Genomic DNA, 12,634 nt, shown 5'->3' on the forward strand with positions numbered 1-12,634 from the left:
TGAGTTAATTGTCTATGCAAAAACTGCATGACGGACCGTCAACCAGCTCGGTTGTTCCGCCACAAACGCGCCCCAAATGAGGCGGATATCGCACTGCAACATCAGGACCCCGAGATCATGCTTCTCTCTTTCATCATCGCCCGCCTCAAGGCTAAGCCGGCCTATGTCTGGAAGCCCGCCGTCACGCTGACCGATTCCCGCATCGTGTCGGAACTGACCGGCGCCGCCAACTGAGGCTTTCGGGCCCTTCCGCAGTCCAGGCGCGCCGTCGGCGCGCTTGACTGATGGCCTCCTGCGGGGGCAAGCGCTTGAGCGTGTTCAAGCTCGCGCATCTGTCCGACCCGCATCTCGGCCCGCTCGCCGGGTTTTCGCTGCATCAGCTCTTCGGCAAGCGCGCGACCGGTTATGTTAACTGGCGTCGCAAGCGCCGGCATGCCCATGACATGGATATCCTGGCGCGGATCGTCGCCGATATCCACGCGCATGAGCCCGACCATGTCGCCTGCACCGGCGATGTCGCCCATATCGGCCTGCCCGATGAATTCAAGACCGCGATTGCCTTCCTCGATACGCTCGGCCCGCGCCAGACCGTCAGCTTCGTGCCCGGCAATCATGATGCCTATGCCCGCTCATCGCTGAAGCCCCTGGCCGGCCTGCTCGCGCCCTGGATCGCCGATGACGAGGGCAAGGCCGGCTATCCCTGGTATCGCCGGCGCGGACCGGTCGCCCTGATCGGCGTCAACAGCGGTGTTCCGACCCTGCCCCTGATGGCGACGGGCCGTGTCGGCAGCGAGCAGATCGCCCGTACCGCGGCGCTGCTGGACCGTGCCCGCGACGAAGACCTCATCCGCGTCGTGCTGATCCATCACCCGCCCTATGTCGGTGGCGCCAAGCGTGGCCGCGAGCTGGTCGATGCCGCCGCCTTCGAGGCGATGCTGAAGCGCAAGGGCGCCGATCTCGTCCTCCACGGCCACAATCACAGCTTCTCGCTCGCCTGGCGGCCAGGCGCCGATCGCGACGTGCCGATCATCGGCGTGCCCTCGGCCTCGATCGGCCCGCGCGGCCATGGCGAACTCGGCACCTGGCATCTCTTCCGCATCGAGGGCGACGCCAGGGAGCCGCGGATCATGCTGGAACAGCGCGGCTTCGAACCGGACGGCACCGTCATCCGCCGCCAGGAGATCGCTCTGACAAAAGCGATCTGAAGGGTGTCATCCCGTGCGCGCTGCAGCGTGAAACGCTGCGGCGCAGACACGGGACCGCGCGACGAGAAGGCGCCTCTTTCTGAGGACGGTCCCGTGTCTGCGCAGCGGCACTGCGTGCTGCAGCGCGCACGGGAAGACACGGCCTCAGACGCAGCGGCCGCCGTCGACCGCCAGCACCGAACCCGTCACCATGTCGGCCTCGTCCGAGCACAGGAACAGCGCCGCGTTGGCAATGTCCTGCGGCGTCGAAAACCGGCCCCACGGGATCGAGGCCGTGAACTGCGCGCGGCGCTCCGGCGTATCCTCGCCCATGAAGGTGGCGAGCAACGGCGTCTCGCCTGCGACGGGCGCGATCGCGTTGACGCGAATCTTGTCCGGCGCCAACTCGACCGCCATCGACTGCGAGATCAGGTTCGCGGCGCCCTTCGAGCCGTTGTACCAGGTCAGGCCCGGGCGCGGACGCAGGCCCGCCGTCGAGCCGATGTTCAGGATCACGCCACCGCCATGCTGCCGGAAATGCGGCACGGTCGCACGCGCCATCAGGTAGATCGATTTCACGTTCACCGCGAAGATCCGGTCGAACTCTTCCTCGGTCACCTCGGTCATCGGCTTGTTGCGATGGGTGGTGCCGGCATTGTTCACGACGATGTCGAGCCGCCCGACCTTGGCGAGGATCTTCTCGACCGCCTTGTCGACGCTCTTCGCCTTGCCGACATCGCAGGTCACGGCGAAGGCCTTACGGCCGATCGCCCTGGCGGCCTCCTTGGCCTTGTCGCCATTGATGTCCAGCACTGCGACGCGCGCGCCCTCGCGCACGAAGGTCTCGGCGATGCCGAAGCCGAACCCCTGCGCCGCGCCGGTCACCAGCGCCGTCTTGCCCTTGAGTCTCATGGTCATTCCCTGTGGTCGTGATGCCACGATGTTTGAAACGATTGAGTGCGCCGGTAAATGCGCTTTCGTGCGCAGGCGGGTGCGGAAATCGGATGACGGGGCCTTACGCCCCGATCTCCTCGCGCAGCATCTCCAGCTCCAGCCAGCGCTCCTCGGCGTCGCCGATCTCGCGCGCGACCTCTTCGAGCCGCGCCGTCGCCTTGGCGAAGAGCTTCGGATCACGCGTGTAGAGATCGCCCGCTACGGCGGCATTGAGCTTCGCGGCCTCCGCCTGCAGCGCCTCGACCTTCTTCGGCAGCGTCTCCAGCGCATGCTTCTCGTTGAAGGAGAGCTTGCGCTTGGCGGCGGATGCGGCCGGTGGTGACGCAGCCCTGGCGGCAGCAGGCGCCGCCTTCTCGGCCGGCCGCGCCTTGGCCCCGACGCCGCGGCCGCGCTGCGCCAGCATGTCGGAATAGCCGCCGGCGAATTCGGTCCAGACCCCGTCGCCGTCCGAGATCAGCACGGAAGAGACGACCCGGTCGATGAAGTCGCGGTCATGGCTGACCAGCAGCACCGTGCCCTGATAGTCGGCGAGCAGTTCCTGCAGCAGGTCGAGCGTCTCGAGGTCGAGATCGTTGGTCGGCTCGTCCAGCACCAGCAGGTTCGAAGGCTTGGCCAGCGCCCGCGCCAGCATCAGGCGCCCCCGCTCTCCGCCCGAGAGCGCGCCGACCGGCGTGCCGCGCTGAATCGGCTGGAACAGGAAGTCCTTCATGTAGGAGACGACGTGGCGCGGCTGGCCGCCAACCATGACCTGATCGGAACCGCCCCCGGTCAGCGCATCGCCGAGCGGCGTCGCCGGGTCGAGGCTCTCGCGGCGCTGGTCGAGCGTCACCATCTCCAGCGCCGTGCCCAGCTTGACCGTGCCGCTATCGGGCGCCAGCACCCCGGTCAGCAGGTTGATCAATGTGGTCTTGCCGGCGCCGTTCGGCCCGACGATGCCGATCCGGTCGCCGCGCGCAACGCGCAGGGACAGGTTCTTGATCACGACATTGTCGCCATAGGCCTTGGCGACGTCGATCGCCTCGATCACGAGCTTGCCGGAGGTCTGCGCCTCGCTCGCCTCCAGCCGGACATTGCCCTGCGCGGCCCGCGCTGTGCGGCGCTGGTCGCGCAGCGCATGGAGCTCGCCGAGACGGCGCTGGTTGCGCGTGCGCCTTGCACTGACGCCGTAGCGCAGCCAGTCCTCCTCGCGCGCGATCTTGCGGTCGAGCTTGTGGCGGTCGAGTTCCTCCTGGGCCAGGACCTCGTCACGCCAGGCCTCGAACTCGCCGAAGCCCCGCTCCGCCCGCTTGGTCACGCCGCGATCAAGCCAGATCGTCGCGCGCGAGAGCGAGGTCAGGAAGCGCCGGTCGTGGCTGATCAGCACCATGGCCGAGCGCAGCGATTTCAGCTCCTGCTCCAGCCATTCGATCACCGGCAGGTCGAGATGGTTGGTCGGCTCGTCCAGCAGCAGGATATCGGGCTCCGGCGCCAGCACCCGTGCCAGCGCCGTCCGGCGCGATTCGCCGCCGGACATGGTGGCGGGGTCTTCCTCGCCGGTCAGGCCGAGTTCCGTGATGAGGTATTGCGCGCGATAGGCATCGTCGCCCGGCCCGAGCCCCGCCTCGACATAGGCGAGCGAGGTCCTGTAGCCGGTGAAGTCCGGCTCCTGCGGCAGATAGCGGATGGTCGAGCCCGGCTGGACGAAACGCTCGGCATGATCCGGGTCGACGATTCCGGCGGCGATCTTCAGCAGCGTCGACTTGCCCGAGCCGTTGCGGCCGACCAGGCAGACGCGCTCGCCGGCCGAAACCGCGATCTCTGCGGCTTCGAGCAAGGGTTGTCCGCCGAAGGTGAGCGCGACGTCGCGCAGATGCAGCAAGGGGGCCATGATCCGTCCTGTGTTCGGCCTGCGGGATAGACCGCCGCCGCCGCCCTGTCACGTCTGACAGAACCCACCTCCGTCATTCCGGGGCTTCGCGCAGCGAAGAACCCGGAACCCACGACTGGACGAGCGGCTTACAACGCCGCATAAAATGTCTCACCCAATCATGGTTTCCGGGTTCGCGCCTGCGGCGCCCCCCGGAATGACAAGCGGGTCCCCAAAGCCACGCGACCACTGCCATGGCACGGCCCTTGCCAGCTCCATTCCGCCCCTTATCGTGATCGGGATTGAGGCCTGATGAGTCCAAAAGCGATGCCCAGCGAACGCCCGATCGGGATCGGCCATAATGGCGGCCCGCCGCTGAAGGAGCGCAAGCGCCGCGCTGCCACCGGCTCCGGCCAGATCGGCCGCTATTTCGACTGGCGCTTCGCCCATCGCAAGGCCTGGAAGAAGCCGCGCGAGATCGCGCTCAGGCGCGAGGAGAAGGCCTCGGCGTTGGGCCTCACCTATGAGGAATATTCGCTGGAGGTCATGGAGCGCGGCTATTTCCCGCAGCCCGAGCATGTCGCGACGATCAAGTCGAAGCGAGCCCAGCGCCGCAAGGATGGCGGCGTGGTCGGCCAGTCCTTGAAGGGCATGAAGCTGAGCTGAGATTCCCTGCCTCAACTTCCAAGCCAGCGCCGGGCCAGTCGCGTCGCCGGCTTCTCGAAGAAGCGGTAGAGCAGGAGCGCTGCGATCACTGAGCCGGCCAGCGCCAGCGCGATATAGAGCGTCGGTGAATGCAAACCGAGCCTCAGCACAGCCTCGCGCATCCCCCGGATCACGAAGGGGTGGACGAGATAGAGCGCGTAGGAGGCGTCACCGACCGCGGCGAGCGCCTTCACAGGCGGAAGCGGCACGATGCCCTCGCGACCGCAGCCGGCGGCGAGCATCAGCAGAACGGCAGCCCCGCCACGCCACAATACGCTGCTCCACGGCCCATCCGTGCCCGGCAAATGAGCAGCCGCGATCAATAGTGCGGCACCGGCCATCGCGACAGCGATGCGCAGCGCCCCATGCAGTCGCAAGCCCTTCTGCTTGAGAACGGCAATCCCCATCCCCGCCGCGAATTCGAGCACGATCGGCTGCCCCCAGAAGCCGAAGGGCAGCGATAGCGGTCCGTTCAGGGTCTCGGCGCCGACCAATAGCGCCAGCACGAGCGTGATGGCCGGCAAGGTCCAGCGCCGCGGCAGCATCAGGCCGGTGGCGAACAGGGCGTAGAACAGCATCTCGTAGTTCAGCGTCCAGCCCAGCGAATAGACCGGCTGGACGAAGCCTTGGGTCGAGACCACCGGCCAGAACAGGTAGGAGCCGAGAACCTGCCCAAGGCTCGGCACGCCGGAATTGAGCACAGCGGGAACGGCGAGCCCGACCAGCAGGAACAGCGTCGTCACCACCCAGTAGAGCGGCACGATGCGCGCCAGCCGGCGCTTCAGGAACAGGCGCGAGGCGCCGTCCCGGCCGAACAGGTCCTGCGAGGCATGGACCATGATGAAGCCGGAGACGACGAAGAAGATGTCGACGCCCGCCATCCAGGGCAGGACATCGCTGCGCGTGAAGCTCAGGCCCCCGCGGGCCGCGACCACGGCGGCATCCGGCTGGACATGGTGGATCGCGACCATGAAGGCCGCGAGCGCGCGCAGGACCTGGATCGAATGGATGGGCTGCACGCGGACCTATGCGACGTGGTGAGAAGGCCGCTCAGCCAAACCACAGCCGCTTGGGATCGTCGAGCCCGAAGCGATGGAGATTGGCGGCGATCGCCGCCAGTCCCTGCTCGGCCGCATCGGTCGCGGTGATGACATGCAGGGCGAAACGCTCCGCCAGATCCTCCATCGGCGGCTTGCCGGCGAAGGCTGTGCGAATCGCCGTCTTGTCCGCGAGCGGCATAAGATGCGGCGCGATGCCACCGGCGATGAAGACGCCGCCGGTCGCCTTGAAGACCAGCGCGAGATCGCCGGCGACCCGCCCCAGCAGGCGCCAGAAGCAGACAACGGCCATCAGCGCCGCCGGATCGCCGTCATGCGCGAGGCGGGAAACATCGGCCGCACTGACCTCGGCCTCCAACATGCCGGAGGTCCGGGCCACCGCCTTGTGCAAGCGCACGAGGCCGTCGCCGCTCAGGAGATGCTCGACGGTCAGGCGCGGAATGCCGTCGCTCAGCGCCGGCCAGATGCGCTGCTCGGTCTGGTCTTCGGGGCCGATGCCGATATGGCCGGATTCGGTCGGGATCAGCACGCCGCGCTCCCCCCGCATCAGGAGCGCCGCCGCCCCGAACCCGGTTCCCGGCCCCAGCACCAGTCTCACGCCCTCCGGCTCGGGATCGCCCTCGACCAGGGTCGAGAGATCGCCCGGCCGCAGCACCGCGAGCGAGGCCGAGAGCGCCTCGAAATCATTGACCATCAGCCCCTGGGTCAGGCCGAGAGCGCCCGCGATCCGCGGCCCGTCGAGATGCCAGACGGCATTGGTCAATTGCGCCTGCCGGCCATCGAGCGGCCCGGCGACGGCGAGCACCGCCGAACGCGGCTTCTCCGGGAGATCCGCGAGCACGGCAGCAAAGGCCGCTTCCGCCGTCGGATAGCTACCCGTGCCGATCCGCGCCAGCGGCCGGTGCGCGCAATCCGCGTCGGTCACCAGCGACAATCGGCAGTTGGTGCCGCCGATATCGGCGACCAGCACCGGATAGGAAATCGACGGCGGGCGCATCAGAGCGGCTTCCGCCACGGCGCGAACCAGCCGAGCCCTTCGAGCGTGCCCGCTTCCGGCCGGTACTCGCAGCCGACGAAGCCGTCATAGCCGAGACCGTCGAGCCCGGCGAACAGCGTCGGATAATCCGGGCCCGAGGCATCGGGCTCGTGGCGGCCATTGGCGCGGGCGATCTGGACATGGCCGACAAGCGGGTAGAGCGCCTTGAGCTTTGCCGAGACGTCGCCGTGGATCAGTTCGCAATGGTACATATCGAATTGCAGCCGGACATTCGGCCGGCCGGATTCGCGGACATAGGCCGCCGCCTGGTCGAAATCACTGAGGAAGTAGCCCGGCATATCCTTGCCGTTGATCGGCTCCAGCAGAAGGTCGATGCCCTGCTCGCCAAGCTTGTCGGCGGCATAGGCGAGCGAAGCCCGATAGGTCTTCTGTGCGACGGGATCGTTGGGATCGGCGAGCCCCGCCATCATGTGCAGGCGCTTGACCCCGGTCTCATGCGCATAAGACAGCGCGGTCTCGACCGAAGCTCGGAACTCGTCCTCGCGCCCGGCCAGTGCCGCGATACCACGCTCGCCCTTGCCGAAATCGCCGGGCGGCAGGTTGTAGAGCGCTTGCGTCAGCTCTCCACCTGCCAATGCCAGGCCGACCTGCTCGGGCGTATGCTCGTAGGGGAACAGGAATTCCACCGCCTCGAACCCTGCCTCGGCAGCCGCCTTGAAGCGATCGAGAAACTCCCATTCGGTGAACATCATCGACAGGTTGGCGGCAAAACGCGGCATGAGGCTCTCTGCAGGCTGGGCACGGATCGGTGGGCGCAGGTTAGACCGATGCGCCCGCCGCGTCATGGCCAAACGCGACAAAGAGGGAATGCGTTCCGCTACAGCGTGATCTCCAGAACCGGTCATCCCGGGCGAAGCGAAGTGCAGACCGGGGATCCATTCCGGAACGCGGCCGATAAAGGTTCAGGAATGGATCCGGATCGGCACGGCTTCGCCGCTTGTCCGGGATGACGTCCGCGTTGAAGCAGAGGATCTTTAGGCCTCACTTCTTCTCGGGCTTCGGCGGCGGGTTCGGATCACTGGAGAAACGCCGGAACACCATGTCGGGCGAGGAGGTGTTGTGGCGCGAATGCGTCGTGCGCCCCATCCAGATATCGGTCGCCTTGCCGCCCGGATAGGACATCAGCGCCTCCTCGCGCCAGCCCTTGGTGCCAGGCTCGCGCAACGCGATGCGGGCGACGTCGTTGTTGAACTCGGTGACATACATCGAGCGCAGCGCCAGGAAGCCCTTGCCGCCGGTCACCGGCTGGTCGAGCACCGCGTCCAGCACCATCCGGTTCTCGTCGACGCTGTCGAGCTTGAGGCTGCCGGAGGAGCCGTCCTTGAAGTTGAGCTTGAAGGTCAGCGTCTTCGGATCGAACGCGATCTCCTTGATGTTCACGACGGGGCGCCCCTCCTGCTCGATCGGCCCAAACAGGAAGGAGGAGCCGTAGGAGGAAAAGCCAAGATGCTCCGGCGGCAGAGGCCGCGCGCGCCAGTTGCCGTCCTGCGGATAGACCACGAGCACCTCATGGGACTTGTCCTTGCCGAGCTTCCAGAGCTGCACGAGATGCAGGCCCTTCTCGACGCGGTCGCCGACGCGGAAGGTCGTCTCCGCCGGGCGCCAGAAGCTCGGGAAGGTGTAGCCGACCAGCCAGTAGTCGATCGATTCCCAGAAAGTGACACGGCGTGGCGGCGTCGGCGACTTGAAGGACGGATCGCCCTTCATGTCGCAATTCGTCCAGTCGGCATCCCAGTTATCGCGCACGAGCCCCGCGACATAGGCCGGATGCGCCGCCTCGATCTGGAAGCGCCGGACCTCGGGCGAGACCACCTTGATCGTGACGTTGTCCTTCTCGGCGCAGAGCACCGGCTCGGATTCGTTCTTCACCTCGACGGCGACGTCACCCGCTGCCCGCGCGACCGTCAGCGAGGCGAGAAGAGCGACCGAAACGGCGAGCGGGCGAAGAAAACGAGTCATGGCGATCCCTGGTGACGGTTTCCGAAACAGCCTGATCGCGACCGGATGAACCTGAGCTGACCGGACTGAGCAGGAACCGGGCAATGGCAGCCGCGACCCGGCGGGCTTCGGGTCCTCCGGCAACGGCCGAGAAGCAGCATCGTTCCGCTCGAGGGCAATGAAGCGATAGCGGCTCGAACGCCTGTCCAGGCGCCCTTCGAAGCGCCTTCAGGCCGTCAGGATGGCGTAGACATCGCCCGAGCTGGCCGCGCTCGACAGGCCGCGCAGGTAGTCGCCCATCGCCTCGGCGCTCGCGGGCTCACCGAGTTCCAGCACCTGGCTATCGCCGATCGCGACATTGAAGCGATAGGGGCCGAGTGTTTCCAGCAGGACGAGGCAGGCCTCGGCGACCTCGCGCCGCATCGTCGTGAATTCGAAGGAGATCACCGGCACCGCCTTGGTCAGGCCCGCCAGCACATGCGCCTCGAAGCCCTCGACATCGATCTTGAGCAGCTTCGGCAGGCCGTAGCGCAGGATCAATCGGTCGAGCGTGGTGCAGGGCACCGCGATCTCGTGATCCCAGGCCTGCTCTTCCGGGCCGCGCACGCTGACAGGCGCGCCGATGAAGGCGGCCGAGGCCGTCGAGACGGCCGGGTTCCGGCTGTTGATCCTGAGCGCGATCGAGCCCTCATGGTCGCCGCAGGCCGCCTCGACCAGCGTCACCAGCGGATCGCGCCGATGGATCAGGCGGATGACGCGGGCGGCGCCCGGTTGCGGCTCGAGCGCGACGACACGCGCTCCCAGACGACGGAAGGACGAGACCCGGTCGCCGACATGAGCCCCGATGTCGAAGGCGAGATCGCCCGGCCCCAGGAATGCCCCGTAGAGCCGATCCATCGCCGCGTGGCGCTGCTTGTCGCCGTGATAGATGCGCAAGGAGCGCGAGAGCGCCTTCACCGTCCCCTTCGGATAGGTGACGGCGTTCATGCCGCCTCCCCGTCGCGGATCGCGGCCAGAACCGGCGGCAGGTCGAAATCCTCCGGGATGCCGCAGAGCCCGCGTCGCGCCAGCCAGGCGCCGCAACCGGGCGACGCGGTCAGCATCGCGAAGGGAATCGCCAGCACATAGCCAGCCGTCAGCGGCAGCGACCAGACCAGAACCGCCGGCGCCATCACGCCGAGCGTGGCGAACAGATAGGCCCCGAACAGCAGATGCGGCCAGAGGCCGGCGAGGGCCGTCGCGAAGGACAGGGCGTGGACGTCGCGGGCCTGCCCGTTCCAGCCGATCCTCGCCCGCCCGAAGGCAAGCCCGACCATGAACAGCGTCGTGCGGAAGCTCGACACCGCGCCCTGCAGGAAGGCGAAGACGAGTTCGATCGCAGCCGAGGCCAGGAAGCGCGCCCGGCCGCCATAACGCGCGACGCCGCCCGGCGTGAACAGGATGTCGGCGAAACCCGCCAGCTTCGGCGAGAGATACATCGCCAGGAACAGGAGATAGAGCCCGCCGGCAAGCACGGCCGGATAATCGGCGATCGCCCGGTCCTCGAAGGCCTTCAGCGGCAGGAGCGCGATCATCAGCGTCCAGGCTGGCAGGCCGAGGAACATCAGGATCGCCCAGATCAGCTGGAAGCGGCTCATCGGCTTGAGGTCGGCCAGGTCGAGCAACTTGAGATATTGCAGGTTGCCGAGGCACCAGCGCAGGTCGCGCTTGGCGAAGTCGAGCATGGTCGGCGGGTTCTCCTCCCAGCTTCCGCCCTCGACCGGGAGCACGCGCACCTCGTAACCGGCCCGCCGCATCAGCACCGCCTCGACCTGGTCATGGCTCATCACCGCCCCGCCCAGCGGCGGTCCGCCCGGCAGCACCGGGAGATGACAATGGTGACGGAACGGCGCGATCCGCACCAGGGCATTGTGCCCCCAGAACGGCCCGCAATCGCCGGCCCACCAGGCCGAGCCCATCGTATAGGGCCGCATGCCGTGGCGCATGCCGAACTGGAAGATGCGGGCGAAGGCGGAGCGACTGGGCATGCCGACCACGAGGCTTTGCAGGATTCCGAGCTTCGGATGGGCTTGCATCATCCGGGCCATGCGTAGGATCGCCTCGCCCGCCATCACGCTGTCGGCGTCGAGCGGCAGCAGCAATTCGTATCGCTCGCCCCAGCGCTCGCAGAAATCGCGGAGATTGCCGGCCTTGAATCCGGCATTGTCGCTGCGGCGGCGATAGGTCAGGCGCGCCGGCTCGCCGATCTCGCGCGCCCAGGCGTCCGCCAACTTTTCCTCGGCCGCGGCGACAGCCGGGTCGGTGGAATCCGACAGCACGAAATAGTCGAACCAGACGCCCTCGCCCGTCGCATCCAGGCTGTCCTTCACGGACCTGAGCCGGCGGAAGGCGCGCGCCGGGTCCTCGTTGCGCAACGTCATCAGCACGGCGGTGCGCAAGGTCAGCGGCGTCGCCTGCTCTCCGGCTGCGAAGAAGGGCGCGACCTCGGCAAGCCCATCCGCCTTGCCGTGCAGGAGCCAGAGCCCGATCGCGGCATTCCAGAAGCCGAGCACGGTCCAGGGCGCGCCGAACAGGAAGGCGACGAAGATCGCCACGTCCGCCGCGGTCCAACCTCCGGCCCCGAGCACCCCCGCAAGCCCGCAGGCCAGCAAGGCGAGCGTCACGAGATTCAAGGCGAGGACGAGGAACCGCCGGCGGCGCAGCGCGGTTTCCGCCTGCAGCCCGGCCGGGGTCAGGCCGCTCGGCCCGGCCTCTTGCATCGCCCGCCGGAACGTGGTCGGAGCGGGACGCTGGTTCATGGCGGTCTCTGTCATGGTAGGCAGACAGGCTCGGACGGATGGGATCGGACGCGAATGGCGCGGGAGCTAAAGCCTGCAACCTCGATTGACGCAAGGGCAAAGGCTCTTGCGCTTTGGTATACCGCACCCCGTGAATGCAACCTGAATGAGATCGCCCTGCCCGCCCCCGGGCCGGACGACTGCCTCGTCACGACGTTGTGGAGCGGCGTCAGCCGCGGCACCGAGCGGCTGGTTTGCGAAGGCCGCGTGCCCCATTCCGAGCATGAACGCATGCGGGCCCCGTTCCAGCAGGGCGACTTCCCGTTCCCCGTCAAATACGGCTATTGCGCCGTCGGTCGCGTCGATGCCGGCCCGCCCGACATGCTGGGCCGTATCGTCTTCTGCCTTCATCCCCATCAGGACCGCTTCGTCGCCCCGCGCAGCAGCCTGGTCCCGGTGCCCGACACGGTTCCGGCCCGGCGCGCCATCCTCGCCGCCAACATGGAGACGGCGCTGAATGCCCATTGGGATGCCGGCTCGGGCCCGGCTGACAGGATCGTGATCGTCGGCGGCGGCGTGCTGGGCCTGCTCGTCGCCTGGCTGGCCGCCCGGCTGCCGGGAGCCGAGGTCACGCTCGTCGATGTCGAACCCAGCCGCGCGACGCTTGCCGCCAAGCTGGGCTTGCGCTTCGCCCTGCCCGACGCAGCACCACGCGACGCCGATATCGTCTTCCATGCCAGCGCCACGGCAGCAGGGCTCGCGACCGCCATCGCGTCTGCCGGCATCGAGGCAAGGGTCGTCGAACTGAGCTGGTATGGCGAAGGCGCCGTCCCCGCCGCGCTCGGCGGGGCCTTCCATGCGCGCCGGCTCCAGCTCGTCTCCTCGCAAGTTGGCCTGGTCTCGACCTCGCGGCGCGCCCGTTGGGATTATGCCCGCCGGGCACAGGTCGCGATGGCATTGCTCGCCGACGACCGGCTCGATGCATTGATCACCGACGAGATCGCCTTCCGCGACCTGGCCGAGCGCCTGCCGGACCTGCTCGCGCCCGGCGCGGCTGGCCTGACAGCCGCGATTTGCTATGAAACGCGCGCCTGACCGCGCCGCCTGAAACGCAA

General features: G+C 67.7%; 11 protein-coding genes. 3 read left to right on the plus strand and 8 right to left on the minus strand.

Annotated elements, in window-relative coordinates:
- Positions 1 to 314 precede the first annotated feature (314 nt).
- Complete coding sequence (locus ACWIEX_RS16590) at positions 315 to 1,205, plus strand: metallophosphoesterase family protein (protein WP_454034803.1); 891 nt, start codon at positions 315 to 317, stop codon at positions 1,203 to 1,205.
- Between the two features lie 144 nt (positions 1,206 to 1,349).
- Here ACWIEX_RS16590 and ACWIEX_RS16595 read toward each other — a convergent pair whose 3' ends face one another.
- Together ACWIEX_RS16595 and ACWIEX_RS16600 are read right to left on the minus strand one after the other, a co-directional pair.
- Complete coding sequence (locus ACWIEX_RS16595; RefSeq protein ID WP_454034804.1) at positions 1,350 to 2,096, minus strand: SDR family oxidoreductase; 747 nt, start codon at positions 2,094 to 2,096, stop codon at positions 1,350 to 1,352.
- A 103-nt stretch (positions 2,097 to 2,199) separates the two neighbouring features.
- Positions 2,200 to 4,008 carry an ABC-F family ATP-binding cassette domain-containing protein gene (locus tag ACWIEX_RS16600; protein ID WP_454034805.1) on the minus strand — a complete coding sequence of 603 codons (1,809 nt, stop codon included), beginning with the start codon at positions 4,006 to 4,008 and terminating at the stop codon, positions 2,200 to 2,202.
- A 303-nt stretch (positions 4,009 to 4,311) separates the two neighbouring features.
- Between ACWIEX_RS16600 and ACWIEX_RS16605 the strand changes: the two genes are divergently transcribed.
- Positions 4,312 to 4,650 carry a hypothetical protein gene (locus tag ACWIEX_RS16605; RefSeq protein WP_454034103.1) on the plus strand — a complete coding sequence of 113 codons (339 nt, stop codon included), beginning with the start codon at positions 4,312 to 4,314 and terminating at the stop codon, positions 4,648 to 4,650.
- 11 nt (positions 4,651 to 4,661) lie between these two features.
- Here the strand turns inward: ACWIEX_RS16605 and ACWIEX_RS16610 are convergent, their stop codons facing one another.
- From ACWIEX_RS16610 to mdoH, 6 genes are all read right to left on the minus strand, one after another.
- Positions 4,662 to 5,708: an acyltransferase family protein gene (locus ACWIEX_RS16610; protein WP_454034104.1), complete on the minus strand. Its 1,047-nt coding sequence runs from the start codon at positions 5,706 to 5,708 to the stop codon at positions 4,662 to 4,664.
- A gap of 31 nt (positions 5,709 to 5,739) precedes the next feature.
- Positions 5,740 to 6,744 (minus strand): glucokinase, encoded by a 1,005-nt coding sequence (locus ACWIEX_RS16615; protein ID WP_454034105.1) that lies wholly within the window; start codon positions 6,742 to 6,744, stop codon positions 5,740 to 5,742.
- Positions 6,744 to 7,523 carry a 2-oxo-tetronate isomerase gene (gene otnI, locus ACWIEX_RS16620; RefSeq protein ID WP_454034106.1) on the minus strand — a complete coding sequence of 260 codons (780 nt, stop codon included), beginning with the start codon at positions 7,521 to 7,523 and terminating at the stop codon, positions 6,744 to 6,746. Before otnI ends, ACWIEX_RS16615 begins: the two co-directional genes overlap by 1 nt.
- 262 nt (positions 7,524 to 7,785) lie before the next feature.
- A complete protein-coding gene (locus ACWIEX_RS16625; protein WP_454034107.1) occupies positions 7,786 to 8,763 on the minus strand; it encodes a hypothetical protein in 978 nt (325 codons plus the stop codon).
- A gap of 207 nt (positions 8,764 to 8,970) precedes the next feature.
- Positions 8,971 to 9,729 carry an FkbM family methyltransferase gene (locus tag ACWIEX_RS16630; protein ID WP_454034108.1) on the minus strand — a complete coding sequence of 253 codons (759 nt, stop codon included), beginning with the start codon at positions 9,727 to 9,729 and terminating at the stop codon, positions 8,971 to 8,973.
- Positions 9,726 to 11,540, minus strand: coding sequence for a glucans biosynthesis glucosyltransferase MdoH (gene mdoH, locus ACWIEX_RS16635; protein WP_454034109.1), 1,815 nt, complete (start codon positions 11,538 to 11,540; stop codon positions 9,726 to 9,728). Before mdoH ends, ACWIEX_RS16630 begins: the two co-directional genes overlap by 4 nt.
- A 270-nt stretch (positions 11,541 to 11,810) precedes the next feature.
- Here mdoH and ACWIEX_RS16640 point away from each other — a divergent pair, with 270 nt between their 5' ends.
- A complete protein-coding gene (locus ACWIEX_RS16640; RefSeq protein ID WP_454034110.1) occupies positions 11,811 to 12,614 on the plus strand; it encodes a zinc-dependent alcohol dehydrogenase in 804 nt (267 codons plus the stop codon).
- The last annotated feature ends 20 nt before the right edge of the window (positions 12,615 to 12,634 follow it).

The sequence above is a fragment of the Allobosea sp. NPDC055353 genome, from assembly GCF_053644975.1.

Coding starts and splice junctions, on each gene's coding strand:
- ACWIEX_RS16595 (WP_454034804.1), bottom strand. CDS start 2,096: ATGAGACTCAAGGGCAAGACGGCGCTGGTGACCGGCGCGGCGCAGGGG.
- ACWIEX_RS16605 (WP_454034103.1), top strand. CDS start 4,312: ATGCCCAGCGAACGCCCGATCGGGATCGGCCATAATGGCGGCCCGCCG.
- ACWIEX_RS16615 (WP_454034105.1), bottom strand. CDS start 6,744: ATGCGCCCGCCGTCGATTTCCTATCCGGTGCTGGTCGCCGATATCGGC.
- otnI (WP_454034106.1), bottom strand. CDS start 7,523: ATGCCGCGTTTTGCCGCCAACCTGTCGATGATGTTCACCGAATGGGAG.
- ACWIEX_RS16625 (WP_454034107.1), bottom strand. CDS start 8,763: ATGACTCGTTTTCTTCGCCCGCTCGCCGTTTCGGTCGCTCTTCTCGCC.
- ACWIEX_RS16630 (WP_454034108.1), bottom strand. CDS start 9,729: ATGAACGCCGTCACCTATCCGAAGGGGACGGTGAAGGCGCTCTCGCGC.
- mdoH (WP_454034109.1), bottom strand. CDS start 11,540: ATGAACCAGCGTCCCGCTCCGACCACGTTCCGGCGGGCGATGCAAGAG.
- ACWIEX_RS16640 (WP_454034110.1), top strand. CDS start 11,811: ATGCGGGCCCCGTTCCAGCAGGGCGACTTCCCGTTCCCCGTCAAATAC.